This is a genomic window from Streptomyces sp. NPDC007917 (genome assembly GCF_042959105.1).
GTDB lineage: Bacteria > Actinomycetota > Actinomycetes > Streptomycetales > Streptomycetaceae > Streptomyces.
Genome location: NZ_JBIBKK010000031.1, coordinates 76,498 through 99,401, shown reverse-complemented (window position 1 = coordinate 99,401; position 22,904 = coordinate 76,498). Strand labels below are relative to the sequence as shown.

Sequence of the window (22,904 nt, the reverse complement as noted above, 5' to 3'; positions counted from 1 at the left end):
CGGAACAGGGGGACGGCCGGGAAGCGGGGTCGGATGGTGCCTGGTCAGGGCGCGTGGAACGGCAGACCCGCGTCGGCGACCAGGTCCAGGTCGTCGCTGTCGTCGGGCGGCAACAGCGACGCGCTGCCGTCGCTCATGGGCACGACGCCCAGTTCGAGCAGCTCGGCCATGGCGGCGCTGCCCGCCATGTCGCGCACCTGCAGCTGGTAGCGGGCGGTCGTGCGGTACGCGCCTCCGGCGTCGTCCCCGGTGCGCTGCAGAAAGCCGGAGTCGACGAGGAAGGCGACGGCCTTGCCGACGATGCCGGTCGTCGAACCGGCGAGCCGCCGCGCGTCCTTGGTGGCGCCGGTGGCGCTGCGCCGCGCGTACACCCGCCAGGCTGCCTCCAGGCCGGGGGCGTCGGTGGCCGGGTCGGTGTTCTCCCCCTGCTCCTCGGCGCGCTGCTCCAGGCGGCGGCAGGCCTGCCGTACGAAGGCGTCGATGCCGTTGACCGTGACCCGGCCGATGTAGCCGTCGTCGGCCAGGTCCTCGGGGCGCGGGAAGGCCATGGCGGCGACGGCGAGATGGGCGAGGCCGTGCAGAAAGCGGTCGGCGGAGTCGGTGGAGGCGCGGCGGGCGTAGTCGCCCATGCGGACGGCGAAGACGGAGTCCTCCGCGGCGGCCAGGGCCATCCCGGCCCGGGTGGAGACCTCGAGCACGATCAGGCCGAGCCCGGCGGCCACGGCGTCGGCCAGCCGCGCGAACGCCGGGTCGTCGCGGTGGCGGCGGAGCAGTTCGGCGTACTCGACGTCACGGGCGGGCAGCAGCTTCGGCTGCAGCCCGAAGGCGACCAGACGCGCCGCGTCGGCCGCGTCGGCGGGCGTGAGGGGGCCACCTTCCGCCGCGTCCGACCTGCTCGACACGCCCGACACGCCGGGCGCGCTCTGCGCCGAGGACGTCAGGTCGGGCTGCGTGCCGTCTGTGGGGTCGTACTCGCTCACGGGTGAAGCTCCTTGTGGGCTGCGGCCTGGTCAGGGCCGCGTGTCGCGGTGGATCCGGTGGCGCCGGCCGGCGCCGGCTTGCTCGCTCGCCTGCGCGGTGGAAGGTGCTGCCCGGCGCGGCGCGGCGGCGCCGGGGCCGCCACGATCCGCCCCGCGGTATCCGCACGGCGCGGGCACTACGCCACCTCCGCGCGGTCCGCCGCCATCCCGGCCGCGTCCAGCATCGCCATCCCCACTATCAGGTCGGCGCCGCCGAACTCCGGGTCGTCCAGCTCGGTGCCGTCGTCGACGGCGAACAGCAGCCGCTCCTCGCCCTGGCGATAGGCGGTGCCGACGGGCGGGCTCGCGGCGTGGACCGCGAGCAGGGCGATGAGGTAAGGGAGTTCGGGGTCGCGGCGGCGGGCGTCGGCCAGGAGGCCGGAGAGCCTGCGGGGGGCGTCGGCCGGGAGGTCGAGCAGCTGCATGGCGACCGCCAGCTGCTCCTCGCTGAAGCGGCTGTCGTCGGGGGTGGCGATCAGGTCCGGCTCCGGCATCTCCGCGCCCAGGTGCTCGCGCTCCACGGGCGGGGTCAGCAGCATGTCCACGAGGTCGCCGACGCGCACGGAGGTCGGGGTGCGATAGCCCGTGCCGCGGGCGAAGAAGGCGTCGGTGACGCGGAGGGCACGGTCCACGGGCAGCGGCAGGACGGGCGCGAGGAGCTGCCCGTACAGGTCGAGTCCGGCGTGCGCGGCCGGTGTGGCGAAGGCCTGGCGGTCCTGTTCGGCGCGGAAGAGCGGCCCCGCCTCCAGCAGCCGGGACTGCAGCTGGGTGTGGCGGCGGATGCAGTCCTTGACTATGTCGACGAGCTCGGCGGCGCGGCGCTTGTTCTCGGCGCTCTCCGCCTCGTCGCGGGCCTTGCGGATGTTGGTCAGGATCGCGTTCTCATGGCGGTAGCGGTCGGCCACGTGGTCCAGGGCCTCGCTGATCAGGTCGGGGACCGTGCGCAGCCAGTCGACCGCGCGCACGTTGCGCCGGGTGGCGTCGAGGGTGCGGCGCAGCGTCTCGGAGTACTGCACGGTGCGGTAGCGGGCCTGTTCTGCGGCGAGCTGGGCGTCGGCCAGGCGGCCGCGGCTGATCAGCACCTCCAGCTTCACCTCGGCGGCGATCTGGGCGCTGGTGACGTCCGTGTCGAGCGCGCCGACCAGGACGTTGACCGCCTCGTCGGTGGTGCGCAGATAGACGCTGCCGCCGGGCCCCGGCACCTCCTCGACCAGCTTGAAGTCGTAGTCACGGCGCACATAGACGCCGTCGGGGCCGAACGTGCCGTACACGGCGCGGAAGCCGCGGTCCACACTGCCGACGTTGATCAGGTTCTCCAGCACCCAGCGCGCGACGCGCTCGTGCTCGGCGACGGGCCGGTCCGGGGCCTGCGCGGCGACGCGGGGCAGCAGCCTGGCCACTATCTGGTCGTGGTCGGCGCCGGTGTCGAAGTCCATGTTGAGCGTGACGAGGTCGATGGCGGCGAGAGCGACCTCCGCCATCGTGTACACCGAGTACTCGCCCGCGAGGCTGCCCTTGCGCGCGTCGAGGTCGTGCAGCGGCGCGGTGCAGGCGAGCGCGCGCAGCCGCCGGGCCAGGCCTTCGTCTGCGGCCGGACCCGGGGCCGGGCGTGCGGCCCCGGCGTACCCGTTGAGCTGGGGCGCGGCGGCTCCAGGCGGTGGAGAAGTCACGTCGCACAGATTAGGCGCTCGCACCGACAACGGACGAAACGGCGCGGAGCGGCCGGGCGCGTGGACGGATCCATCAGTCTACGACGCGTCCCCAGACGCTGTGCGGAGACCCGTCGGGCCACTGCTCGGACCCGTCCTCGTCGGCCGTCGGCCGTCAGCCGTCGGCCGTCAACTCCTTGCGCCCCGTCAGCCTCCGCGCGGGCCCTCGCCCAGGGCGAGCGCCGCGAAGGTGGCGAGCCAGTGGTCGCCGGTGAAGTCTCCGGAGACCACGTGCGGCAGCCCGGCGGCGAGGTGGTCCTCCGCCGCCGAGACCAGGACGGGGCCGCGCGGGTCGCTCCCGGGCAGCGCCGCGGCGAGCCGGCGCAGCGCCGCGGCCCTGCTGAGCGAGAGCCCGATGAGATGGCCGATCTGCGGGTCGGTGGGGTCGGAGACGACCGGCGGGGTGAGCAGCCGGTCCGGGCCGCCGCGTTCGAGACCGGGCAGGAAGCCGTCCAGCCAGGCGGCGAACCCGTCCCGCGGAAGCACTCGGCAGACCGCCTCCGCCTCGCTGAGGGCCGGGGAGAGGAAGTCCTGTCCGGAGGGTTCCCAGTGGGCCGGGGCATCGTGGTCGTCGCCGAACCAGCGGAGGACCGCCGCCGCGATCGGCTCGGCGAGTGCCGCCCGCCCGGCCGCGGCCGCGCTGTCCAGGATCAGGCCGAGAGCGAAGGCGCTGTTGGTGTGGGTGCCGTGCCGGACGGGGTAGGTGGCCCGCCGGAGCCAGTCGCGCAGCAGCGTCTCCACGGCGGCGGCCGCCGGCTCCAGGGCGGCCGCCCACCGGCTGCCCGCCGGGCCCAGGGCCCGGCATTCGGCGGTCAGCGCCAGCAGCCAGGCCCAGCCGTAGGGCCGCTCGAAGGACGGGTGGGCGCGCAGATAGTCCGCCTCGGCCGCCAGGTGCTCGGCCGTGAGGTGGCGGTCCAGCGCCTCGGTGACCTCGCCGACACGGATCCGGGCGGGGCAGCGGCGCAGCAGCCGGACCAGCAGCCAGTGCATGTGCACCGAGGAGTGCCAGTCGTACGAGCCGTAGAAGGCGGGGTGGTGATGGCGCGGCGGCACCAGGTCCTCGGGGCCGCGCAGCAGATGGGCCGGGGCGTAGGGGTAGGGCCGGGTCACGTTGGCCGTGGCCACGGCGGCGAACCGGTCGGCGAGTTGGGCGAGTTGGGCGAGTCCGACAGGTTCCGCCGCCTCCGCGGTCCCAGGTCGCGTCGTATCGCGTCGGACGCTGCTCAATGGGTGGCTCCCTCGGCGACTCGGAGGTCTTCGCGCGTGGTCACGGCCGTGGTGATGATCGCCCGCAGGGCCTGCGCCACCGTGTCGGTGGGCAGTGAGGGCTCGGCCCGGTCCACGACCTGCCCAGGGGCGTACGGGACGTGGACGAATCCCCCGCGCAGCGCCGGTCTGCGGGTGGCGATCAGGTGGGCGAGCCCGTAGAAGACGTGGTTGCACACGAAGGTGCCGGCCGTCTGGGACACGGAGGCGGGAATTCCGGCCGCCCGTACCGCCGCCACGCACGCCTTGACGGGCAGGGCGGCGAAGTAGGCGGCGGGGCCGCCCGCGACGACCGGCTCGTCGACGGGCTGCCGCCCGGCGTTGTCGGGGATACGGGCGTCGTCCACATTGATCGCGACGCGTTCCACGCTGATGCCCGTGCGGCCCCCGGCCTGCCCCACGCACAGCACCAGGTCGGGCGCGGTCTGTTCCACCGCCGCGGCCAGCTCGTCGAGCACCGTGCCGAAGACGCAGCTCAGCCGGGCAGCGGTGACCTGGATGCCGGGCGGAGGGCCGGCGGCGACCAACGAGACGGCTTGCCAGGAGGGGTTGACGTCTTCGCCGCCGAAGGGCTCGAAGCCGGTGAGGAGCACACGGGCCGCGGGGATCACTGGGGTCGCTGGCGTCACGCGTGCCCCCTCAGAAGGCGAAGAGCGAGATGATGACGATGTTGCAGGCCAGCAGCGCCCCGGCCGTGGGGATCTGGGCCTTGATGGGCCCGTACTGGTCCTTGAGTTCGAGCAGGGCGGCGGGCACGAGGTTGAAGTTGGCGGCCATGGGGGTCACGAGGGTTCCGCAGAAGCCGGCCAGCATCCCGACGGCGAGGACGACCGCCGGTTCGCCGTGCATCTGCTGGATGAGCACGGGCCAGCCGATCGCGGCGGTCATCACCGGGAACGCGGCGAAGGCGTTGCCCATGATCGTGGTGAACAGGGCCATGCCGACGCAGTAGACGGCCACGGCGACGTACTTCTGGCCGTCCGGCAGCAGCTGTTCGGTGATCTTGCCGACCTGGCTGCCGACCCCGGCCACCTGGAAGATCGAGCCGAGTACGGCCAGCAGCTGGGGCAGCAGCAGCGCCCAGCCCATGGACTCCAGCAGACCGCGCCCGGCGTGCAGCGGTACGGCGGGGTTGCGCTCGCGGACCACGAGCATGGCGACCACGAGACCGGCGACGGCGCCGAAGCCGAGGCCGAGGACGGTCTCGCTGCCCGGCTCAAGCACCGGCTCGCCGCCGACGCGCCAGTGCTTGAGGGCGGAGGCGCAGACCACCGCCACGACGGGGATGGTGAGGGCGGGGACGAAGAGCTTGCCCCGCAGCCGCGCGGCGAGCGCGGTGCGCTGTTCGGTGGTGGTGGTGCGCGGGGTGCCGCGCCCGGTGCGGCCGAAGCCGGCCAGGCAGACCATGACCAGCACGGCGAGGCCCAGCGGCTCGGCCGGGGCCTGCTTCTTCACCACCCAGGTGCTGTAGAGGAAGCATCCGCCCAGCAGGCCCCAGAAGGCCGCGGAGCCAAGGCGCTTGGGGTTGCTGCGGTCGGCCACCATCTGCGCGGCCATGGCGAGGAAGACGGCGCCGACGAGCCAGTAGAACCACTCGACCTTGATCACTTGGCATCCTCCGGGGTGCGGTCGCCGGCCCGGGCGGAGCGCGCGCCCGCGGCCGCCAGGTCGCGGTCCAGGGTGCGGTCCAGGCGCAGCAGCCGGGCGCCGTGGATGAGGAAGGCGCACACGGCGGTGGGGATCGCCCACAGCGCCAGCTGCAGCGGCTCCAGGTGGGTGTGGTAAGTGGTGTTGACGAAGCCGGTGATCAGCAGGATCGAGCCGATGGCGAGGAAGCAGTCCTCGCCGAAGAAGAGGCCGACGGTGTCGGCGCTCGCGGCGTACGAGCGGACGCGCTCGCGCATCCGCTCGGGCAGCGGGCCGTGGCGGCGCTCGGCGGCCCCCTCGGCCATCGGCGCGACCATGGGCCGCACGCTCTGCGCCGGCCCGCCGATGCTGGTGAGGCCGAAGGCTGCGGTGAGCTGACGGAGCCCCAGGTAGAGGGCGAGGAAGCGGCCGGCGGTGAGCTTGCCGAGCCGCCCGATGAGGACGCGGGCCTGTTCCTGCAGGCCGTTGCGTTCCAGGAGGCCGATGACCGGGAGGGTGATGACGAAGATCGTCACCGAGCGGCTGGAGGCGAAGCCGTCACCGAAGGCCGCGAGGACTTCTTGCGGCGAGAGCTTGCCCAGCAGCCCGGTGACGATGCCCGAGACGCCCACCACCAGCAACGGGTTGCGTCGGGTGGCGAATCCGAGGACCACCACCAGGACGCCGAGGAGAACGATCATGCGTCCCGCCTTCCGTGCGCAGGACCTCACGAGCGACGCCGTGAGGAAGAATGCACCGGAGGCTAGGCGATCGTTGAACGATCCGACAAGACTTCGGTATGCAGTTGTTTCTTGGCTCTCCGATCGTTTACGACTCGGAAACCCGCTGGGCGTAGGCGTCGGCCAACTGGAGCCGGGAGTCCTCGAGATAGGAGGCGAGCAGCCGCTCGGCCTCTGAGGCGTCCCCGGACTGCAGCACCTCCAGGATGTGCCGATTGCGGACCAGATACGGCGCGTGGAAGCGGCGGGGGTCGTCCATGACGTGGAAGACCAGACGGAGTTCGGCCAGCACGCCGCGCATCAGTTCGTCGGCGCGCGGGCTGCCGGCGAGCGCCACGATTCCCTGGTGGAAGCGGATGTTGGCGGTGGACAGGTCCTGCCAGGCCCGCGCCTGCGCGGCGCGCTCCCCGGCCAGGACGGCCGACTCGACCGCCTCCAGCGGGTACGGCGGCTTTCCGAGGCCGCGTACGGCGCCGCACTCCACCAGCGCGCGCACGCGGTAGATGTCGTTCAGGTCGTCCACCGTCACGATGCGCACGAACACGCCCCGGTTGAGCTCGTGCACCAGCAGCCGCTCGTGCGTGAGCAGACGGAACGCCTCCCTGAGGGTGTTCCGCGAGACGCCGAGCGCCCCTTTGACGCTGTCCTCGGACAGCCGGGCGCCGGGCGGGAAGAACCCTTCGGCGATGCGGTCGCGCAGGATGTCCGCGACGCGCTCGGCGGTGCTCGTCCGCCCCAGCAGTACGCGGTCGCCCTCCAGCTCGGCCAACGCGGACGCCTCCACGATCCGCCCATCCGCCCCGTTTCTCACCGTTGGTCACCTTTCGCCGCTTCTGAATCCCGTTTGGCGAGAAGTCAATCCCAGAACACCCAGCGGAACAACATTCTTCTTGTCGTATCGTTCAACGATCGCCTACCTTGTCGTGCCATGGCGGACTTCACCATCGACCTCAACGCCGACCTCGGCGAGGGCTTCGGACGCTGGCAGCTCACCGACGACGACGCCTTGCTGTCCGTCGTCACCAGCGCCAACGTCGCCTGCGGCTTCCACGCGGGCGACCCCTCGACCATGCGCCGGGTGTGCGAGCTGGCCGCCGAGCGCGGGGTGCGCATCGGGGCGCAGGTCTCCTACCGGGATCTGGCGGGCTTCGGCCGGCGCACCATGGACGTGCCGCCGCACGAGCTGACCGACGAGATCGCCTATCAGATCGGCGCCCTGCGGGTGTTCGCGCGCTCCGCGGGGGCGGATGTGGCCTACGTCAAGCCGCACGGCGCGCTGTACAACCGCTGCGTACACGACCGGGCTCAGGCCGCCGCCGTCGTCGAGGGCATACGGCTGGCCGCCGACGCCCCGCTGCCCGTCCTGGGGCTGCCCGGCTCCCGGCTGCACGAGGCGGCCGACGCGGCCGGACTGCCCGTCGTGCGCGAGGGGTTCGCCGACCGCGCCTACACGGCGGCCGGGACGCTGGTCCCCCGCGGCGAGCCCGGCGCGGTCGTCGCCGACGCGGGCACCGTCGTCGAGCGCTCCCTCGCCTTCGCCCGCGACAGGTCGGTGACCTCGATCGACGGCCGGCCGGTCGAGGTGGACGTACGGTCCCTGTGCGTCCACGGCGACACCCCCGGGGCGGCCGACATCGCCCGCCGGGTCCGGGCCGAACTGGAGGGCGCCGGCGTGCGCGTGGAGCCGTTCGCATGACCGGCTCCGGCGGACGGGTCCGCGTGCGCGGCCTGCCGGTGGGGGACCACGCGCTGCTGCTCGAGGTGGACACCGGCGAGGCCGCCCTGGCCCTCCACGCCGAGCTGCTGCGCCGCGCCGAGGCGCGGACGCTGCCCGCGGTGCGGGAGATCGTGCCCGCGGCGCGCACCGTGCTGCTGGACGGGGTGGCCGATCCACGCGCCCTCGCGGCCGAGGTGGCGCGGTGGGACGTCCCCCCGCCGGCCGGCGGCCACGGCGCCACCGTCGAGATCCCGGTGCGCTACGACGGCCCGGACCTGGCCGATGTCGCCGAGCTGTGGGGGGTCACCCCGCAGGAGGCCGCGCGCATCCATGGGGAGACCGAATTCCGGGTCGCCTTCTGTGGTTTCGCCCCCGGCTTCGGCTATCTGACCGGTCTGCCGGAGCGCTGCCATGTGCCGCGCCGCGCCACCCCGAGGACCAGGGTCCCGGCCGGCTCGGTCGCCCTCGCGGGCCCGTACACCGGCGTCTATCCGCGCTCCTCCCCCGGCGGCTGGCAGTTGATCGGCACCACCGACGCGGTGCTGTGGGACACCGCGCGCACCCCGGCCGCGCTCCTGTCCCCCGGCACACGCGTCCGCTTCGTACCGGCGCGCCCCGCCGAGGAGGCGGACCAGCCCCGGGAGACAACGAAGCAGTCCCAGGGGACAACGGAACAGCCCATAGGGACAGGGAAAAAGCCCGCACCGGAAAAGCCCGCGGCGAAAGAGACTTCCGCATGACGGACCACGCCTTCGCGGTGGTGCGGGCCGGCGCGCTGACCACCGTCCAGGACCTCGGCCGGATCGGCCACGCCCACCTCGGCGTGCCGCGCTCCGGGGCGCTCGACGAGCCCGCGCTGCGGCTCGCCAACCGCCTGGTGGGCAACCCCGAAGGGGCCGCGGCCCTGGAGACCACGCTCACCGGCTGCGCCGTACGGCTGCGCCGCGAGGCCACGGTGGCGGTCACCGGCGCGCCCTGCCCGGTCACCGTGGACGGCCGCCCCGCCGCATGGGGCGCTCCCGTGCGGGTGCGGGCGGGCGCTCTGGTGGACGTGGGCGCCGCCACCCACGGCGTGCGCGGCTATCTGGCGTTCGGCGGCGGCGTGGCGGCCGAGCAGGTGCTCGGCAGCCGCTCCACGGATCTGCTCTCCGGCCTCGGCCCGCCCCCGCTCACCGACGGCGCGGTGCTGCGGCTGGGCGCGCCGGTGGGCCCGGCGCCCGCCGTGGATGCGGCGCCCTGCCCGGGGCCGCCGCGCGAGCTGGTCCTGCCGGTGGCGCTCGGCCCGCGCGACGACTGGTTCACCGCCCGGGCGCTGCGCACCCTGGCGACCGGCGAGTTCCGGGTGTCGGCCGCGAGCAACCGCATCGGGCTGCGCACCGAGGGGCCCTCGCTGGAGCGCGCGCGGGAGGGCGAACTGCCCAGCGAGGGCATGGCCCTGGGCGCGCTCCAGGTCCCGCCGGACGGCCGCCCGGTGTTGTTCCTGGCCGACCACCCCACGACCGGCGGCTACCCCGTCGTCGGCGTCGTCCCCGAACCCCATCTCGCCGCGGCCGCCCAGGCCGTCCCGGGCACGGTGGTGCGCTTCACGCCACGCCCGGCCCGATAGACACCCGCGCCGGGCAGTACGGCGAGCGGCACGTCGAGCGGCCGGCCTAGGGGAGGCCGACCGTGCGGCCGAGCCCCGCCACGGCTTGGGCGAAGAACTCCTCGCGCGCCTCGACGACGTTGTTGAACTGGCCGAAGAGCTCAAAGCTCACCAGGCCGAAAAGCTGCGCCCAGGCCGCGATGAACGCCGCGAGCGCCGCGTCGGGAAGCCCGGTCCCCAGGGTCGCGGCCAGGGCCCGGGCGTCGGCCCGCACCGCCTCGGGGACCTCGCTCTCCCCGGGGACGCGCAGGGTGCCCGCGGCGTGGGCCTCACCCGCGACGGCGAGCAGGGCGAGGCCCACCCGGGAGGCGGGCACGACGGTGTCCTGGGGCGCGGAGTAGCCGGGCACCGGGGAGCCGTAGATCAGCGCGTACTCGTGCGGATGGGCCAGCGCCCACTCCCGTACGGCCCGGCAGACCGCGCCCCACCGCTCCCCGGGCTCCCGGCCGTCCGTCTCCGCCAGGGCCGCCTCGGCCGCCGCGCCCAGGGCGTCGTACGCGTCCACGATGAGCGCGGTCAGCAGGTCGTCGCGGCTCGGGAAGTAGCGGTAGAGGGCGGAGGAGACCATGCCGAGCTCGCGCGCGACGGCGCGCAGCGACAGCTTGGCCGCTCCCTCGCGGGCGAGCTGGCTGCGCGCCTCTTCCTTGATGGCGGCGGTCACTTCGGTACGGGCCCGTTCCCTGGCCCCTCGGATCGCACTCATGGCAGACAGTCTCTCATCCTGTCGGAGCACCGGCCAATAACGAGAGCAGTGCTCTTGCAAGAGCGCACCGCTTCATGCACACTGATCTCAAGAGAGAGCACCGCTCTCCCAATGGAGCACGGGAGGACACCATGTCGGAGCACCACATCAAGCCCGGCCGGTTCGACAGCGCCATGAACGCCACCGTCAGCTGGCTCGCCCGGCGCGGGGTGAGCTTCTTCGGCACCGCCGAACTGTCTGTCGTCGGCCGGAAGACCGGTGAATGGCGGCGGGTGCCGGTCAATCCGCTGTCGCTGAACGGCGAGCGCTATCTGGTCTCCCCCCGCGGCGCCTCCCAGTGGGTGCGCAACATGCGCGCGGCGGGCGGCGGACGACTGCAGCTCGGGCGCCGCCGGCAGACCTTCACCGCCACCGAGCTGCCGGAGGGCGCGGAGAAGACCGAGGCGCTGCGCGCCTACCTCGACCGCTGGGGCTGGGAGGTGAAGAGCTTCTTCGACGGAGCGACCGCGAAGTCCTCGGACGACGAGCTGGCGCGGATCTCCCCGCTCCACCCGGTCTTCCGCATCACCACCACCGCCGACGCCACCACCACCGACGCCGCCGACGCCCCGGCCGCCAGGGCGTGAGCCCCGGGCGCCGGACCGGCCGCGCCGCTACTTGCGGTCGAACGCGGTCAGCGCCCGCCGGGCCGCCGGATGGGTACGGACGATCTCCGCGAGGGTCGTCGTGCCGCGCGTGATCTTCGTGAACGCCCGCCACGCCGGCCGAAAGCCCGTGAGCGCCGCGTGGAACATTCCGGGGCGGCGCGCGAACACCGAGTACAGCCGCCGCCCGACCCCCATCTCCACCCCGAGCCCCGCCTTGATCGCGAAGGCGTAGTTCAGCGCCTGCCGCCGGGCGTCCACCGCGTCATGGGCCTCGGCGATCCGTACCGCCCACTCCCCCGCGAGCCGCCCCGAGCGCAGCGCGAAGGAGATGCCCTCGCGGGTCCACGGCTCCAGCAGCCCCGCCGCGTCCCCGCACACCAGCACCCGGCCACGGGACAGCGGCGAGTCGTCGGAGCGGCAGCGGGTCAAGTGGCCGGAGGAGACACTCGGCTCGAACCCGGCGAGCCCGAGCCGGGCGATGAAGTCCTCGAGATAGCGCTTGGTCCCGGCGCCCTCGCCACGGGCCGAGATCACCCCGACGGTCAGCGTGTCGCCCTTGGGGAAGACCCAGCCGTAACTGCCCGGCAGCGGGCCCCAGTCGATGAGCACCCGGCCCGACCAGTCCTCCGCCACGGTCGGCGGCACCGGGATCTCCGCCTCCAGGCCGAGGTCGACCTGGTCGAGCTTGACCCCGACATGGGCGCCTATCCGGCTGGCGCTGCCGTCCGCCCCGACCACGGCCCGGGCCAGCACCGTCTCGCCGTCCGCGAGCACCACGGCCACCGTGCGCCGGTCGGGCACGGACGGGCCGTGCTGCTCGACGCGCGCCACCGCGGTGCCGGTGCGCACCCGGGCGCCCGCGTCCTTGGCGGCCTCGACCAGCCCGGCGTCGAACTCGGGCCGGTTGATCAGCCCGAACAGGACCTGCTTGGAGCGGCGGGTACGGGTCAGCTTGCCGTTCAGCGAGAACGTCACGGCGTGGACCCGCTCGCGCAGCGGGAGTTCGAAGCCGGGCGGCAGCGCCTCGCGCGAGGGGCCGATGATGCCGCCGCCGCACGTCTTGTAGCGCGGCAGTTCGGCCTTCTCCAGCAGCAGCACCCGACGGCCCGCGCAGGCGGCGGCGTAGGCGGCGGAGGCACCCGCCGGGCCCGCCCCCACCACGACGACGTCCCATACCGACTCGTCCGCCGACTCCGCCGGGGAGGCCCCGTTCCGGGCCGCGTTGTCGCTGCTCACGTGTGCTTCCGCTCCCACTCGACCGACCTGATCGCCCTGCGCCACCACCGCCGCGGGCCACCGTGGCATCCTACGGCTCACCTGGGAGTGACCCCGCTGTGGGATGATCGGCGGCACATCATCAAGCCGCACATACGTGCCATCGCGCGCATCCCACAGGAGCGTCCCCACATGGAGCAGGCACCTTCCGCCCGACCCGACGGCCCCGCGGCCACCGCCCCGGCCGACCGCCGGGCCATCGCCGCCACCGTCGCCGCGCTGCAGCCCCGCGCCAAGGCCGAACTGGCCGAGCTCGTGGCGTTCAAGTCGGTCGCGGACCCGGCGCAGTTCCCCAGGAGCGAGTGCGAGGCCGCGGCGGCCTGGGTCGCCGACGCGCTGCGCGCCGAGGGGTTCACGGACGTGGCGCTGCTGGACACCCCCGACGGCACCCAGTCGGTCTACGGACTGCTGCCCGGCCCGGCCGGGGCCCCGACGGTGCTGCTCTACGCGCATTACGACGTCCAGCCGCCGCTGGACGAGGCCGCCTGGATCTCCCCGCCCTTCGAGCTGACCGAGCGCGACGGGCGCTGGTACGGGCGCGGCGCCGCCGACTGCAAAGGTGGCTTGATCATGCACCTCACCGCGCTGCGGGCGCTCAAGGAGCACGGCGGGGTCCCGCTGAACGTCAAGGTGATCGTGGAGGGCTCGGAGGAGCAGGGCACCGGTGGCCTGGAGCGCTACGCGGAGGCGCACCCCGAGCTGCTGGCCGCCGACGCGATCGTCATCGGCGACACCGGCAACTTCCGCTGCGGGCTGCCGACGGTCACCGCGATGCTGCGCGGCATGGCGCTGCTGCGGGTGCGGGTGGACACCCTGGAAGGCAATCTGCACTCCGGCCAGTTCGGCGGCGCCGCCCCGGACGCGCTCGCCGCGCTGATCCGCATCCTGGACTCGCTGCGGGCCGAGGACGGCTCCACGACCGTCCGGGGGCTGGCGGCCGACGAGACCTGGGACGGACTCCAGTACCCGGAAGAGGACTTCCGCAAGGACGCCAAGGTGCTGGACGGAGTCGAGCTGATCGGCTCGGGCACGGTCGCCGACCGCGTCTGGGCCCGCCCCGCGGTCACCGTCCTGGGCATCGACAGCCCTCCGGTCGTCGGCGCCACCCCGTCGGTGCAGGCGAGCGCGCGGGCGGCGGTGAGCCTGCGGGTGCCGCCGGGCGTGGACGCGGGAAAGGCGGCCGAGCTGCTGACCGCCCATCTGCAGTCCGCCGCGCCCTGGGGCGCGCGGGTCGCCGTCGAGCAGGTCGGCCAGGGCCAGCCGTTCCGTGCGGACACCGCCAGCCCCGCGTACACGGCGATGGGGCGGGCCCTGAGCGAGGCGTACGACGGGCAGCGGATGGCGATCGCGGGGGCGGGCGGCTCGATCCCGCTGTGCAACACGCTCGCCTCGCTCTACCCGGAGGCGGAGATCCTGCTGATCGGGCTGAGCGAGCCGGACGCGCAGATCCACGCCGTCAACGAGAGCGTCTCACCGCAGGAGCTGGAGCGGCTCTCGCTCGCGGAGGCGCTGTTCCTGCGGTCCTACGCGGACGAGGCCACGGCCGCCGGGACGCGGTAGCCCCCGCGCCGGGCGTGACGCCGGGCCCGGCGTCACGCCCGGCGCCGGAACGCCCCCGGCGCCGGTCCGGCCGGTGCCCGGCCAGGCCGGTTCCGGCGGCCCAGCCGGAACAGGGCCGGTTCACGACAGCGCCGGTCGGGCCCGGCCGAGGCGCACCCGGTCCGGGACAGAGCGAACCGGCTCAGGGCCCGACCAGCCACAGCCGCCCCCGGGCCGCCCCGGGGCCGGGAGCCGCCGGATCGGGCGGCGGGCTCGCCACCGGACCGGACGGCGGGCCGTAAGCCGCCCCGTATCGCAGCGCCGCACGGGCGGCACGGAGCCATACCGCGCCCAACCTCCCGCGCTCAGTCCGCAGGCGTCCCCGCCTCGAGGTACAGGGGGCGGCCCTGCTCGCGGGCGCGGAGCGCCCACCGCAGTCGGCTCAGCCGGACCGGAGGCAACAGCTCGGCCGCCTCCTTCTCGGTGACGAAACGCCAGCCGCGCAGTTCGGAGGCCGGGAGCAGGACCTCGCGGGCCGCTTCGGCGGTCAGCCGTCCGCCGTCGAAGAGCAGCCGCAGGCCGCCGTAGCCGGGCGGGCGGGGCTGCTCCCAGTCGACGACCAGCAGCCGCAGCGGCTCGGCCGGCCTGAGGCCCAGCTCCTCGACCACCTCCCGGACGCCGGCGCCGGTGGGCGGTTCTCCGGGCTCGACGACGCCGCCGGGGAACTCCCAGCCGGGCTTGTAGGTGGGGTCGACGAGCAGCACCCGGTCGTCCTCGTCGAAGAGCAGAACCCCGGCCGCCAGGGTCTCGGCCCTGGGCTCCGGGGTCTGCACGATGTCGCAGCTGCCCGCGCCCTCGCGGACGGCGTCGGCGATGTGCTCGGCGGTCTGCCGGGGGGTGAGCCCGGTGGTGTCCACGACATGCGCGTCGTCGACGAGCCACTGGAGGGCCGAGCGGTAGGGCGCGAGGTGCTCCAGGCACCAGCGGCGGACGGATTCACTGGCGTCCGCGTCGCCCGGGACGGCCTCGCGCTCCGCTATTCGTTCGCGCAGTATCGTTTCGTCGGTGTGCAGCAACACATGCCGCACGGGGATGCGCCGGGCCGCGAAGCCGCCGAAGATCTCATCGCGGTACTCCTGCCTCAGGACTGTCATCGGCACCACCAGCGGACCGCCGACCTCGGCGATCAGCGCCGCGCCGGTGTCCACCACCAGCCGCCGCCAGGACGGCAGGTCCTGGTAGTCGGACACCTCGTCAAGGCGCTTGCGCGGCAGCATCATCCGCAGGCCGTCGCCGACCAGCTCAGGGTCGTAGAACGTGCTGCCGGGCAAGAAGTCCACCAGCTCGCGGGCCGCGGTGGTCTTGCCCGCGCCGAACGCACCGTTCAGCCAGACGATCACATTTCCCCCTATTCCATCGCCCCCTGTCAGTTGCCCGCATCACCCTGTTGCGGAAACGCCCGGAGGCCGGGGAGTGACGGATCGCGCCGCCGCCGGGGCGGCGGCGCGGCACGGCATGTACCGTCAGCGCACCGGGGCGCCGCCCCTCAGCCCTTGCTCGCGCCGAGGGTGAGGCCCGCGATGAAGTGGCGCTGGAGGAGCAGGAAGACCAGCACGGTGGGCAGCGCCACGATCACCGAGCCGGCCGCCAGCAGGTTGTAGTCGGTGAAGAACTGGCCCCGCAGATTGTTGAGCGCGGAGGTGATGGGGAGCTTGTCGCCGTCGGAGACGAAGACCAGCGCCCACAGGAAGTCGTTGTACATCCAGGTGAACTGGAGCGTGCCGAGCGCCGCCAGCGCCGGACGGCACAGCGGCAGGGTGATCCGCCAGTACTGGGTCCACACCCCGGCTCCGTCCACCACCGCCGCCTCCAGGATCTCCAGCGGCAGGGTGCGCATGAAGTTTGCCAGGACGAAGACGCAGAAGCCGACTTGGAAGGCGACCTGAACGGCGATCACCGCCCAGTAGGAGTCGTACATCGTCATCGACTCCGACATCCAGTACGGCAGGTTGATCTTGGTGAAGAGCACATACAGCGGGGTGACGATCACCTGCTGCGGCAGCAGGTTCCCGGCCGTGAAGACCATCAGGAGCACCAGCCCGCCGCGCATCTTCAGCCGCGAGACGGCGAAGGCGACGAAGGAGGCGAAGAAGAGCGTCAGCAGCACCCCGGGCACCGCGATGATGAGCGAGTTGACGAAGTACTTGCTCATGCCCGAGTCGTTGAACGCCTGCTTGTAGTAGTCGAACGACAGATGGCGCGGCAGCGAGAAGTAGCCGTGCTCCGCGGTCTCCTCGTACGGGCGCAGCGAGGCGTAGACGGCCAGCAGCAGTGGGGCGAGGAAGGCGAGCGAGACGGTCATCAAGAAGGCGTGCAGCCCCAGGCGCCCGGGGCGCGTCCTGCGGCGCCCGCCCTGTTTGGGCGCCGCGGGGGCGGGCGGCCGGACGGGGGTGGTCCGGGCGCTCGCGGTCATCCCCCTGGTCATCCCCCTGCTCATCGTCGTTTCTCCCCTCTCAGCTCCTGGACCAGATAGGTCACGATGAATCCCAGGGACACAGTGAGCAGGACGACGGCGATGGCGGACCCGAAGCCGATGCGGCTGGCCTCGCCGATGATGTTGTCCGTGACGAGCACGGAGAGCAGTTCCAGGCCGTTGCGCCCGTGGTTGATGGCGTAGACGATGTCGAAGGCGCGCAGCGCCTCGATGACGGTGATGACGCCGACGATGACGTTGACGGGCCGCAGCGTGGGCAGCACGACCTGGAAGAAGGTCTGCCGCTCGCCCGCCCCGTCGAGGGCCGCGGCCTCCTTGAGGGAGGGGTCGACGGACTTCAGCCCGGCCAGGTAGAGGATCATCACATACCCGGTGTGCCGCCAGGCGGCGGCCAGCAGCACCACCCAGATGTTGAGGTCGGGGTCGCCGAGCCAGTCCACCGGGTCGTCGGTGTTGCCGAGGATGGCGTTGAGCACGCCCTGGTCGCGGGAGAAGACCAGTTGGGCGATGAAGCCGACGACGGCGAGCGAGAGCACCACCGGCATGTAGAGGGTGGACTGGTAGAAGCGGCTGAACCGGACGCCCTTGTCGAGGAGTACGGCCAGCAGCAGCCCGAAGGGGGTCGCGACGAACCCCAGGAACGCCAGCCACAGCAGGTTGTTGCGGGCGGCCGGCCAGAACGGCGGATAGTCGGTGAACAGGGTGCGGTAGTTGTCGACGCCGACCCAGTGGATGTCGCCGATGCCGTCCCAGCTGGTGAAGGACAGGCCGATGGAGGCGAGGGTCGGGCCCCAGACGAGGGTGAGGTCGAGCAGTACGGGGATGCCCAGCAGCACGCCGATGACGGCGAGGTCGCGGGTGGTGAACTTCCGCGGGCCCCGCCGCCTGGCACGCCGCGCGGTGGTGTGCGGCACGGCGCGTGTCTCCTAGTCGCTGGTGAAGATGGTCTTCTTCTGGGACTCGATGCTCTTCGTCAGCGAGTCGATGTCGTCCGGGTTGTTGATGAACTGCTGGATGGCCCGGATCATCACCTGCGACGCGAAGTCGGGGCGGGTGTCGCGGTCCATGAACTGCGAGATCTGCTTCGCGTCGGCGATGAGCTCGACGGCCTTCTTCTGCAGCGTGTTGTACGAGGAGGTGGACGCGCCCTCGTTGACCGCGATGTTGTTGGGGTCCCGCTTGAGGTAGATCTCCTCGGCGGCCGGGGTGGCGAGGTACTTCAGCAGTTCCTTGCCCTGCTTCTGCCGTTTGGACTTCTTGGACAGCAGGAAGCCGTCGATCGGCGCCTCGACGGCGTCCTGGCCGTAGGCGGAGTCGATCTCGGGGAAGGGGAAGAAGTCGAGGTCGTCGCGGTCGGCCGCGGGGAACTGCTGGCCCGGGTGCGGCAGGCCGAAGACGGCCATGCCCGACTTCTTCTGCGCCAGGCTCTGCGCGGCCTCCTGCCAGGTGCGCCCGTTCGCCCCCTTCTGGTGGTACGGCATCAGACCGCGCCACAGGTCGAAGACGCCCCTGACCTTGGGGTCCGTCCAGGACTCTTCGCCCCGCATCAGGGAGATGTGGAAGTCGTAGCCGTTGGCCCGCATATTGAGGTAGTCGAAGGTGCCCATGGCGGGCCAGCCGTCCTTGTCGCCGAAGGCGATCGCGTCCAGGCCGTCCTTGTCCATCCGCTTGGCGAGCGCGCGGTACTCGTCGAAGGTCTTGGGGATTTCGTAGCCGTGCTGCTGGAACACGCTCTTCCGGTAGAAGACGGCCCACGGGTAGTAGTAATACGGCACGAAGTACTGCTTGCCGTCCTCGCCGGTGGACTGCTGCCTGAGCGCGTCGGAGAAGCCCTCGAAGCCCTTCCAGAGGTCGCTGATCTCGGCGAGCAGCCCCTGTTTGGCGAAGAACTGCATGCGGTAGCCGGCGAACCACATGAAGACGTCGTCGGGGGTGCCCTTGAGATAGCGGTTGATGTTCTCCTGAAAGGACTCGTGGTTGACGGTGTTGACCTTGAGCTTCTTGTCCGACTTCTTCTCGTAGGCGTCGAACACCTCGGCGAACGCCTTGCGCGGCACGGCGTCCGAGGCGTTGGATCCGATCTTCACCTCGTCGCTGGGTCCGCCGCAGGCGGTGAGCAGCGCCGGGAGCGCGACCGCGCCGGCTCCGATCGCGGCGCCCCGGAACAGAGTGCGACGGGAGATCCGATGTTCTAACGATGACTGTGCCATGTGCCCCTCCAAGGAGGTTCAATCGAACACAACCGAACGCGAGTGAGTGGATCTCACCCGTCGGACGGGGCCCAGTCAAGAGTTATGACGAGATATCGAACAACCGTTACCGGTTCTCTTCCAACAGACTCCAACACGCTCTACCGTAAACGACCGCGAGTTACGTGCTTTGACGCAGCGTCACCCCGTCGAAAACGGAGGACCCGCATCATGCGCCATCTCTCTTCCCTGGCCATCCGCCGAAGAATCATCGGAGGAGTGGCCGCCGCACTACTCGGTACGACCGGGGCGGCCGGACTGACCGTCCCGGCTGCCGCCCAGCCCGCGAACCAGCCCGCCGCCTCCCCAGACGCGGCACCGCCCGCCGCCGCGCCGGGCGGCGGGCTCGCCCTCACTCCCCCGATGGGCTTCAACAACTGGAACTCGACCTACTGCCGGGCCGAGTTCAACGAGGCGATGGTCAAGGACATCGCCGACATCTTCGTGACCAAGGGCCTGAAGGAGGCCGGATACCAGTACGTCAACCTGGACGACTGCTGGGCGCTGCCCCAGCGCGACGCGGACGGCAAACTGGTCCCGGACCCGGTGCGCTTCCCGAACGGCATCAAAGCCGTCGCCGACTATGTGCACTCCAAGGGGCTGAAGTTCGGCATCTACACCAGCGCCGGCACCAAGACCTGCAGCAGCGCCGGCTTCCCCGGCGCCCTCGGCCATGAGCGGTCGGACGCCCAGCAGTTCGCCGACTGGGGCGTGGACTACCTCAAGTACGACAACTGCAATAACCAAGGCGTGGACGCCAAACAGCGCTATCTCGCCATGCGCGACGCGCTCCAGGCGACCGGCCGCCCCATCGTCTACAGCATCTGCGAATGGGGCCAGAACAAGCCATGGGAGTGGGCCGCGGACATGGGCCAGCTGTGGCGTACCACCGGCGACATCAGCGACAGCTGGGGCAGCATGCTCTCGATCGCCAAGAAGAACCTCCCGCTCGCCCCGTACGCCGGGCCCGGCCACTGGAACGACCCCGACATGCTGGAGGTCGGCAACGGCGGGATGACGCCCACCGAGTACCGCAGCCACTTCTCCCTCTGGTCGATCATGGCGGCGCCGCTGCTGATCGGGACCGATCTGCGCAAGGCCACCCCTGAGACCTACGAGATCCTGGGCAACCGCGAGGTCGTCGCCGTCGACCAGGACCGGCTCGGCAAGCAGGGCGAGGTGCTCTCCTCCGAGGGCGGGGGCTGGGTCATCGCCAAGGAGCTCGCGGGCGGCGACCGTGCGGTCGCGCTCTTCAACGAGACCGACCGGCCCCGTCACATCGCCACCACGGCCGCCGCGCTCGGCCTGCCGCAGGCGGACGCGTACCGGCTGCGCGACCTGTGGCAGCACCGGAGCTACAACACCGCGGGAGACGTGGCGGCCACCGTCCCGGCCCATGGCACCGTGCTGTTCCGCGTCTCGGCCGACCGGCGCTGGGCCACCCACCCGCCCGCCGTGGAACTGGGCACCGACGCGGCCGCGCTGACCGAGGCCGGGACCACCGCCGAGGTCGCCACGACCGTCACCGACCTCGGCCGCTCCCCGGCCCGCCGGGTCTCGGTCCGCCTCACCGGCCCCGACGGCTGGCGCGTCGAGGCCGCCACCCCGACCGGGGCCGCCACCCTGCCCACCGGCCGGAAGCTGACCACGCGCTGGCGGGTCACCGCGCCCGCCGGTACCCCGGCCGGCGCGTACGAGCTGAAGGCCTCGGCGGACTACCGCTCCCCGCAGGGCACCCGGGCCGCGGCACAGCTGCCGGCCCCGGTGCATGTGGTGGTGGCCCCGCCCTCCGGGACCTCGTACGCAAGCGATCTGCCCTGGCTGAGCGCGGTCAACGGCTGGGGTCCGGTGGAGAAGGACACCAGCGTGGGCGAGAACGCGGCGGGCGACGGACATCCGATCACCATCGGCGGCACCGTCCACGCCAAGGGCCTGGGCGTGCATGCGCCGAGCGAGGTGACGTACTACACCGGCGGCCGGTGCACGGCCTTCACGGCCCAGGTCGGCGTGGACGACGAGGAGGACGCCGCAGGAACGGTCGCCTTCGAGGTGTGGGCGGACGGCGAGAAGGTCGCCTCGACGGGCACGCTGACCAACGCCGACCCGGCCACGACCGTCACGGCCGCGCTCGGCGGCGCGACGACCGTCCGGCTGGTGACCACCGACGGCGGGGACGACATCACCAGCGACCACGGGGACTGGGCGGAGGCGGCCTTCAGCTGCTGACGCCGCCGCGCGGGCGCGGCCACCGCGCTCCGCCCGGCGGCCGGCCGGCCCTTCCCCGCCCGTCAGCACACGGGCAGCCCGGGGAGGGGCTGGTCGTTGTCCCCGCCCTTGATGTAGACGTCGCTGATGAACACGTTGGTGTTGCCGCTGTCGTCGTCGGTCTTGGCCCACCACACGTTCGTCCACTTGCCGTAGGTCTCCCGGCGGCCCAGGTTCTGCTGGCAGTAGAAGTAGTTCAGCCCCTGGTTGAGGGTGCCGACCGGCTCTCCGGATGCCGTGTACGACGTGGCGGTGCGCCACACCTCGCAGTTGTACTTCCCGCCGCCGGCGTCATGGCAGACCGGCGAGGGGGTCGGGTCCGGGTCCGCCGAACTGCCGCCGGCCCCGCCCGCCCCGCCGGAGCCGCCGTGGTCGCCGCCTCCGTCCGACGTCCCGTCGCCTCCGCCCTTACCGCCCTTGCCGTCGCCGTCCGAGTCGCCGTCCGAACCGCCGGACGCACCGTTTCCCCTGTCGCCGGGCTTGCCCGAGGCGGACGGCGAACCGGAGCCCGAGGGCTCCGCGGTCTTCTTCCCGCCCTTGTCGCCCTTGTCCCCCTTGCCGTCCCGGTCGTCCTTGCCGTCCGCGCTCCCCTTGTCCCCGGCCTTCCCGCCGTCCGGCGAGGCGGAGTGGGAGGGGGACCCGGACGTGTCCTCCTGGCTCCCGGCCACGGTCTTGTCGCCGTCGCCGCCGACGAGCGCGTACGTCACGCCTCCCCCGGCGAGCAGAACGGCGACGACCATGGCCGCGATCAGCGCCTTCTTACGCCCGGGCCGAGGCGGCGGCGCGCCGCCCGGAGCCCCGCCGCTCACCAGCGGCTCCTCGGGCGCCCGCGGCGGCCCGAAGCCGGGCGGGGCCGAGGACAGCAGGGGGGAGGACGACGGCGGAATGGGCGGCTGAGCGGCGGAAGGCTGCGGGGCGGCGGGCTGGGAGCCGGAAGGGTGGGGTGGGAGTGGCTGCGGCTCGGTGGACCTCGGGCCGCCGGCCGGGCTGGCGGGCGGGCCGCCGGCCTGACCTGCAGACGAGCCGGCGGGCGAACCCCCGGACGGGTCGCCGGACGGGTCGCCCGTCCGGGCGCTGCGCGGCGGGGCGGAGCCCAGCACGTCCGGCGCCGTCGGCGTCCGCCCCGCCCACCCCGCGGCGGCCCAGGGCTCCTCCCCGGCCGCGACCGCCTCCAGCATGGCCCGCGCGCGGGCCGCGGTCGGCCGCGCCGCCGGGTCCTTGTCCATCATCGCGTGCAGAACCGGCGCCAGCGGCCCGGCCCGCCTCGGCTCCGGAAGCGGTTCGGTGACGATGGCCGTGAGCGTCGACCACACCGACGTACGCCGGAAGGGGGAGGAGCCCTCCACCGCCGCGTACAGCGTCATGCCGAGCGCCCAGATGTCCGAGGCCGGGCCGGGCTCCTGCCCCTGGGCGCGCTCCGGCGCGAGATAGTCCAGGGAGCCGATCAGCTCACCGCTTCGGGTCAGCTTGGTCGTCGCGTCGTCGCCCGGCGCCTCCATGCTCGCGATGCCGAAGTCGGTGAGGATGACCCGGCCGTCGTGGTCGAGCAGCACATTGCCCGGCTTCACGTCACGGTGCAGCACGCCGGCGTGATGGCCCGCGCCGAGGGCGTCCGCCACCTTCGCGCCGATCGCCGCGGCCTCCAGGGGCGCCACGACGCCCCGCTCGTCGATCAGGTCGTCCAGCGACCGGCCGTCGATGAGCTCCATGACGATGACCGGAAGCCCGCTCTCCTCGGTCACGTCGTGCACGGTGATCACACCGGAGTGGCGGATCCGCGCCGCGGCCCGGGCCTCGCGCTGCATCCGGACGCGCAGATCGGCGAGTTCGGGTCCGGAGGAGTCGGTGTAGGCGCGCAGCACCTTGACCGCGACCTCCCGGCCCAGCACCTCGTCGACAGCCTTGCAGACCACGCCCATGCCGCCCCGGCCGAGCGTGCCGGTCACGCGGTACCGACCGCCCAGCAGCCTGCCGGTCAGGTCCCCGCTCATGTCCCCCGGTGACACCGTG

General features: G+C 72.9%; 20 protein-coding genes. 6 read left to right on the top strand and 14 right to left on the bottom strand.

The window, feature by feature from the left end; all coding sequences use genetic code 11:
- Positions 1-44: 44 nt before the first annotated feature.
- The 7 genes from ACFZDL_RS39655 to ACFZDL_RS39625 form a co-directional block, all read right to left on the bottom strand.
- Positions 45-980 carry a hypothetical protein gene (locus ACFZDL_RS39655; RefSeq protein ID WP_391193720.1) on the bottom strand — a complete coding sequence of 312 codons (936 nt, stop codon included), beginning with the start codon at positions 978-980 and terminating at the stop codon, positions 45-47.
- Between the two features lie 176 nt (positions 981-1,156).
- Positions 1,157-2,689 carry a hypothetical protein gene (locus ACFZDL_RS39650; RefSeq protein ID WP_353591695.1) on the bottom strand — a complete coding sequence of 511 codons (1,533 nt, stop codon included), beginning with the start codon at positions 2,687-2,689 and terminating at the stop codon, positions 1,157-1,159.
- Positions 2,690-2,875: 186 nt separating this feature from the next.
- Positions 2,876-3,853, bottom strand: coding sequence for a DUF2891 domain-containing protein (locus ACFZDL_RS39645; RefSeq protein ID WP_353591908.1), 978 nt, complete (start codon positions 3,851-3,853; stop codon positions 2,876-2,878).
- A 98-nt stretch (positions 3,854-3,951) separates the two neighbouring features.
- A complete protein-coding gene (gene pcp, locus ACFZDL_RS39640; protein WP_353591696.1) occupies positions 3,952-4,623 on the bottom strand; it encodes a pyroglutamyl-peptidase I in 672 nt (223 codons plus the stop codon).
- A gap of 10 nt (positions 4,624-4,633) precedes the next feature.
- Positions 4,634-5,602: a DUF979 domain-containing protein gene (locus ACFZDL_RS39635; RefSeq protein ID WP_353591697.1), complete on the bottom strand. Its 969-nt coding sequence runs from the start codon at positions 5,600-5,602 to the stop codon at positions 4,634-4,636.
- Positions 5,599-6,321: a DUF969 domain-containing protein gene (locus ACFZDL_RS39630; protein WP_353591698.1), complete on the bottom strand. Its 723-nt coding sequence runs from the start codon at positions 6,319-6,321 to the stop codon at positions 5,599-5,601. Before ACFZDL_RS39630 ends, ACFZDL_RS39635 begins: the two co-directional genes overlap by 4 nt.
- Positions 6,322-6,448: 127 nt before the next feature.
- Entirely contained in the window at positions 6,449-7,171 is a 723-nt protein-coding gene (locus ACFZDL_RS39625) for a GntR family transcriptional regulator (RefSeq protein ID WP_353591699.1), read from the bottom strand.
- A 117-nt stretch (positions 7,172-7,288) separates the two neighbouring features.
- Between ACFZDL_RS39625 and ACFZDL_RS39620 the strand changes: the two genes are divergently transcribed.
- Genes ACFZDL_RS39620 through ACFZDL_RS39610 form a run of 3 tightly spaced genes read left to right on the top strand, consistent with a single transcriptional unit; the run spans position 7,289 to position 9,683 of the window.
- Entirely contained in the window at positions 7,289-8,056 is a 768-nt protein-coding gene (locus ACFZDL_RS39620; RefSeq protein ID WP_353591700.1) for a 5-oxoprolinase subunit PxpA, read from the top strand.
- Positions 8,053-8,817 carry a 5-oxoprolinase subunit PxpB gene (gene pxpB / locus ACFZDL_RS39615; RefSeq protein WP_353591701.1) on the top strand — a complete coding sequence of 255 codons (765 nt, stop codon included), beginning with the start codon at positions 8,053-8,055 and terminating at the stop codon, positions 8,815-8,817. The genes ACFZDL_RS39620 and pxpB overlap by 4 nt, the downstream gene beginning before the upstream one ends.
- Positions 8,814-9,683 carry a biotin-dependent carboxyltransferase family protein gene (locus ACFZDL_RS39610; RefSeq protein ID WP_353591702.1) on the top strand — a complete coding sequence of 290 codons (870 nt, stop codon included), beginning with the start codon at positions 8,814-8,816 and terminating at the stop codon, positions 9,681-9,683. The genes pxpB and ACFZDL_RS39610 overlap by 4 nt, the downstream gene beginning before the upstream one ends.
- A gap of 46 nt (positions 9,684-9,729) precedes the next feature.
- On the opposite strand, the gene ACFZDL_RS39605 is transcribed toward ACFZDL_RS39610, so the two are convergent.
- Positions 9,730-10,425 carry a TetR/AcrR family transcriptional regulator gene (locus ACFZDL_RS39605; RefSeq protein ID WP_353591703.1) on the bottom strand — a complete coding sequence of 232 codons (696 nt, stop codon included), beginning with the start codon at positions 10,423-10,425 and terminating at the stop codon, positions 9,730-9,732.
- Between the two features lie 131 nt (positions 10,426-10,556).
- On the opposite strand from ACFZDL_RS39605, the gene ACFZDL_RS39600 reads away from it, so the two are divergent.
- Entirely contained in the window at positions 10,557-11,051 is a 495-nt protein-coding gene (locus tag ACFZDL_RS39600) for a nitroreductase family deazaflavin-dependent oxidoreductase (protein WP_353591704.1), read from the top strand.
- Between the two features lie 27 nt (positions 11,052-11,078).
- Here ACFZDL_RS39600 and ACFZDL_RS39595 read toward each other — a convergent pair whose 3' ends face one another.
- Positions 11,079-12,308, bottom strand: a complete 1,230-nt coding sequence (locus ACFZDL_RS39595; protein WP_353591705.1) for a geranylgeranyl reductase family protein — start codon at positions 12,306-12,308, stop codon at positions 11,079-11,081.
- Positions 12,309-12,479: 171 nt separating this feature from the next.
- Between ACFZDL_RS39595 and ACFZDL_RS39590 the strand changes: the two genes are divergently transcribed.
- Entirely contained in the window at positions 12,480-13,907 is a 1,428-nt protein-coding gene (locus ACFZDL_RS39590) for a dipeptidase (RefSeq protein ID WP_353591706.1), read from the top strand.
- Positions 13,908-14,251: 344 nt separating this feature from the next.
- Here the strand turns inward: ACFZDL_RS39590 and ACFZDL_RS39585 are convergent, their stop codons facing one another.
- The 4 genes from ACFZDL_RS39585 to ACFZDL_RS39570 all read right to left on the bottom strand — a co-directional run bounded on the left by ACFZDL_RS39585 (position 14,252) and on the right by ACFZDL_RS39570 (position 18,590).
- Complete coding sequence (locus ACFZDL_RS39585) at positions 14,252-15,286, bottom strand: NUDIX domain-containing protein (protein WP_353591707.1); 1,035 nt, start codon at positions 15,284-15,286, stop codon at positions 14,252-14,254.
- Between the two features lie 146 nt (positions 15,287-15,432).
- Positions 15,433-16,359, bottom strand: a complete 927-nt coding sequence (locus tag ACFZDL_RS39580; protein ID WP_353591909.1) for a carbohydrate ABC transporter permease — start codon at positions 16,357-16,359, stop codon at positions 15,433-15,435.
- A 20-nt stretch (positions 16,360-16,379) separates the two neighbouring features.
- Positions 16,380-17,294 carry a sugar ABC transporter permease gene (locus ACFZDL_RS39575; RefSeq protein WP_353591708.1) on the bottom strand — a complete coding sequence of 305 codons (915 nt, stop codon included), beginning with the start codon at positions 17,292-17,294 and terminating at the stop codon, positions 16,380-16,382.
- A gap of 12 nt (positions 17,295-17,306) precedes the next feature.
- Complete coding sequence (locus tag ACFZDL_RS39570; protein ID WP_353591709.1) at positions 17,307-18,590, bottom strand: ABC transporter substrate-binding protein; 1,284 nt, start codon at positions 18,588-18,590, stop codon at positions 17,307-17,309.
- Positions 18,591-18,800: 210 nt separating this feature from the next.
- Between ACFZDL_RS39570 and ACFZDL_RS39565 the strand changes: the two genes are divergently transcribed.
- A complete protein-coding gene (locus ACFZDL_RS39565; protein WP_353591710.1) occupies positions 18,801-20,855 on the top strand; it encodes an NPCBM/NEW2 domain-containing protein in 2,055 nt (684 codons plus the stop codon).
- A gap of 62 nt (positions 20,856-20,917) precedes the next feature.
- Here the strand turns inward: ACFZDL_RS39565 and ACFZDL_RS39560 are convergent, their stop codons facing one another.
- On the bottom strand, positions 20,918-22,885 hold the full coding sequence (locus tag ACFZDL_RS39560; RefSeq protein ID WP_353591711.1) for a protein kinase: 1,968 nt from the start codon (positions 22,883-22,885) through the stop codon (positions 20,918-20,920).
- Between the last annotated feature and the right edge of the window lie 19 nt (positions 22,886-22,904).

What these genes read in the sequence shown, in the direction of transcription:
- ACFZDL_RS39605 (WP_353591703.1), bottom strand. Translation starts at nt 10,425, where the DNA reads ATGAGTGCGATCCGAGGGGCCAGGGAACGGGCCCGTACCGAAGTGACC.
- ACFZDL_RS39620 (WP_353591700.1), top strand. Translation starts at nt 7,289, where the DNA reads ATGGCGGACTTCACCATCGACCTCAACGCCGACCTCGGCGAGGGCTTC.
- ACFZDL_RS39610 (WP_353591702.1), top strand. Translation starts at nt 8,814, where the DNA reads ATGACGGACCACGCCTTCGCGGTGGTGCGGGCCGGCGCGCTGACCACC.
- ACFZDL_RS39580 (WP_353591909.1), bottom strand. Translation starts at nt 16,359, where the DNA reads ATGACCGCGAGCGCCCGGACCACCCCCGTCCGGCCGCCCGCCCCCGCG.
- pxpB (WP_353591701.1), top strand. Translation starts at nt 8,053, where the DNA reads ATGACCGGCTCCGGCGGACGGGTCCGCGTGCGCGGCCTGCCGGTGGGG.
- ACFZDL_RS39630 (WP_353591698.1), bottom strand. Translation starts at nt 6,321, where the DNA reads ATGATCGTTCTCCTCGGCGTCCTGGTGGTGGTCCTCGGATTCGCCACC.
- ACFZDL_RS39590 (WP_353591706.1), top strand. Translation starts at nt 12,480, where the DNA reads ATGGAGCAGGCACCTTCCGCCCGACCCGACGGCCCCGCGGCCACCGCC.
- ACFZDL_RS39565 (WP_353591710.1), top strand. Translation starts at nt 18,801, where the DNA reads ATGCGCCATCTCTCTTCCCTGGCCATCCGCCGAAGAATCATCGGAGGA.
- ACFZDL_RS39570 (WP_353591709.1), bottom strand. Translation starts at nt 18,590, where the DNA reads ATGGCACAGTCATCGTTAGAACATCGGATCTCCCGTCGCACTCTGTTC.
- ACFZDL_RS39560 (WP_353591711.1), bottom strand. Translation starts at nt 22,885, where the DNA reads ATGAGCGGGGACCTGACCGGCAGGCTGCTGGGCGGTCGGTACCGCGTG.
- ACFZDL_RS39600 (WP_353591704.1), top strand. Translation starts at nt 10,557, where the DNA reads ATGTCGGAGCACCACATCAAGCCCGGCCGGTTCGACAGCGCCATGAAC.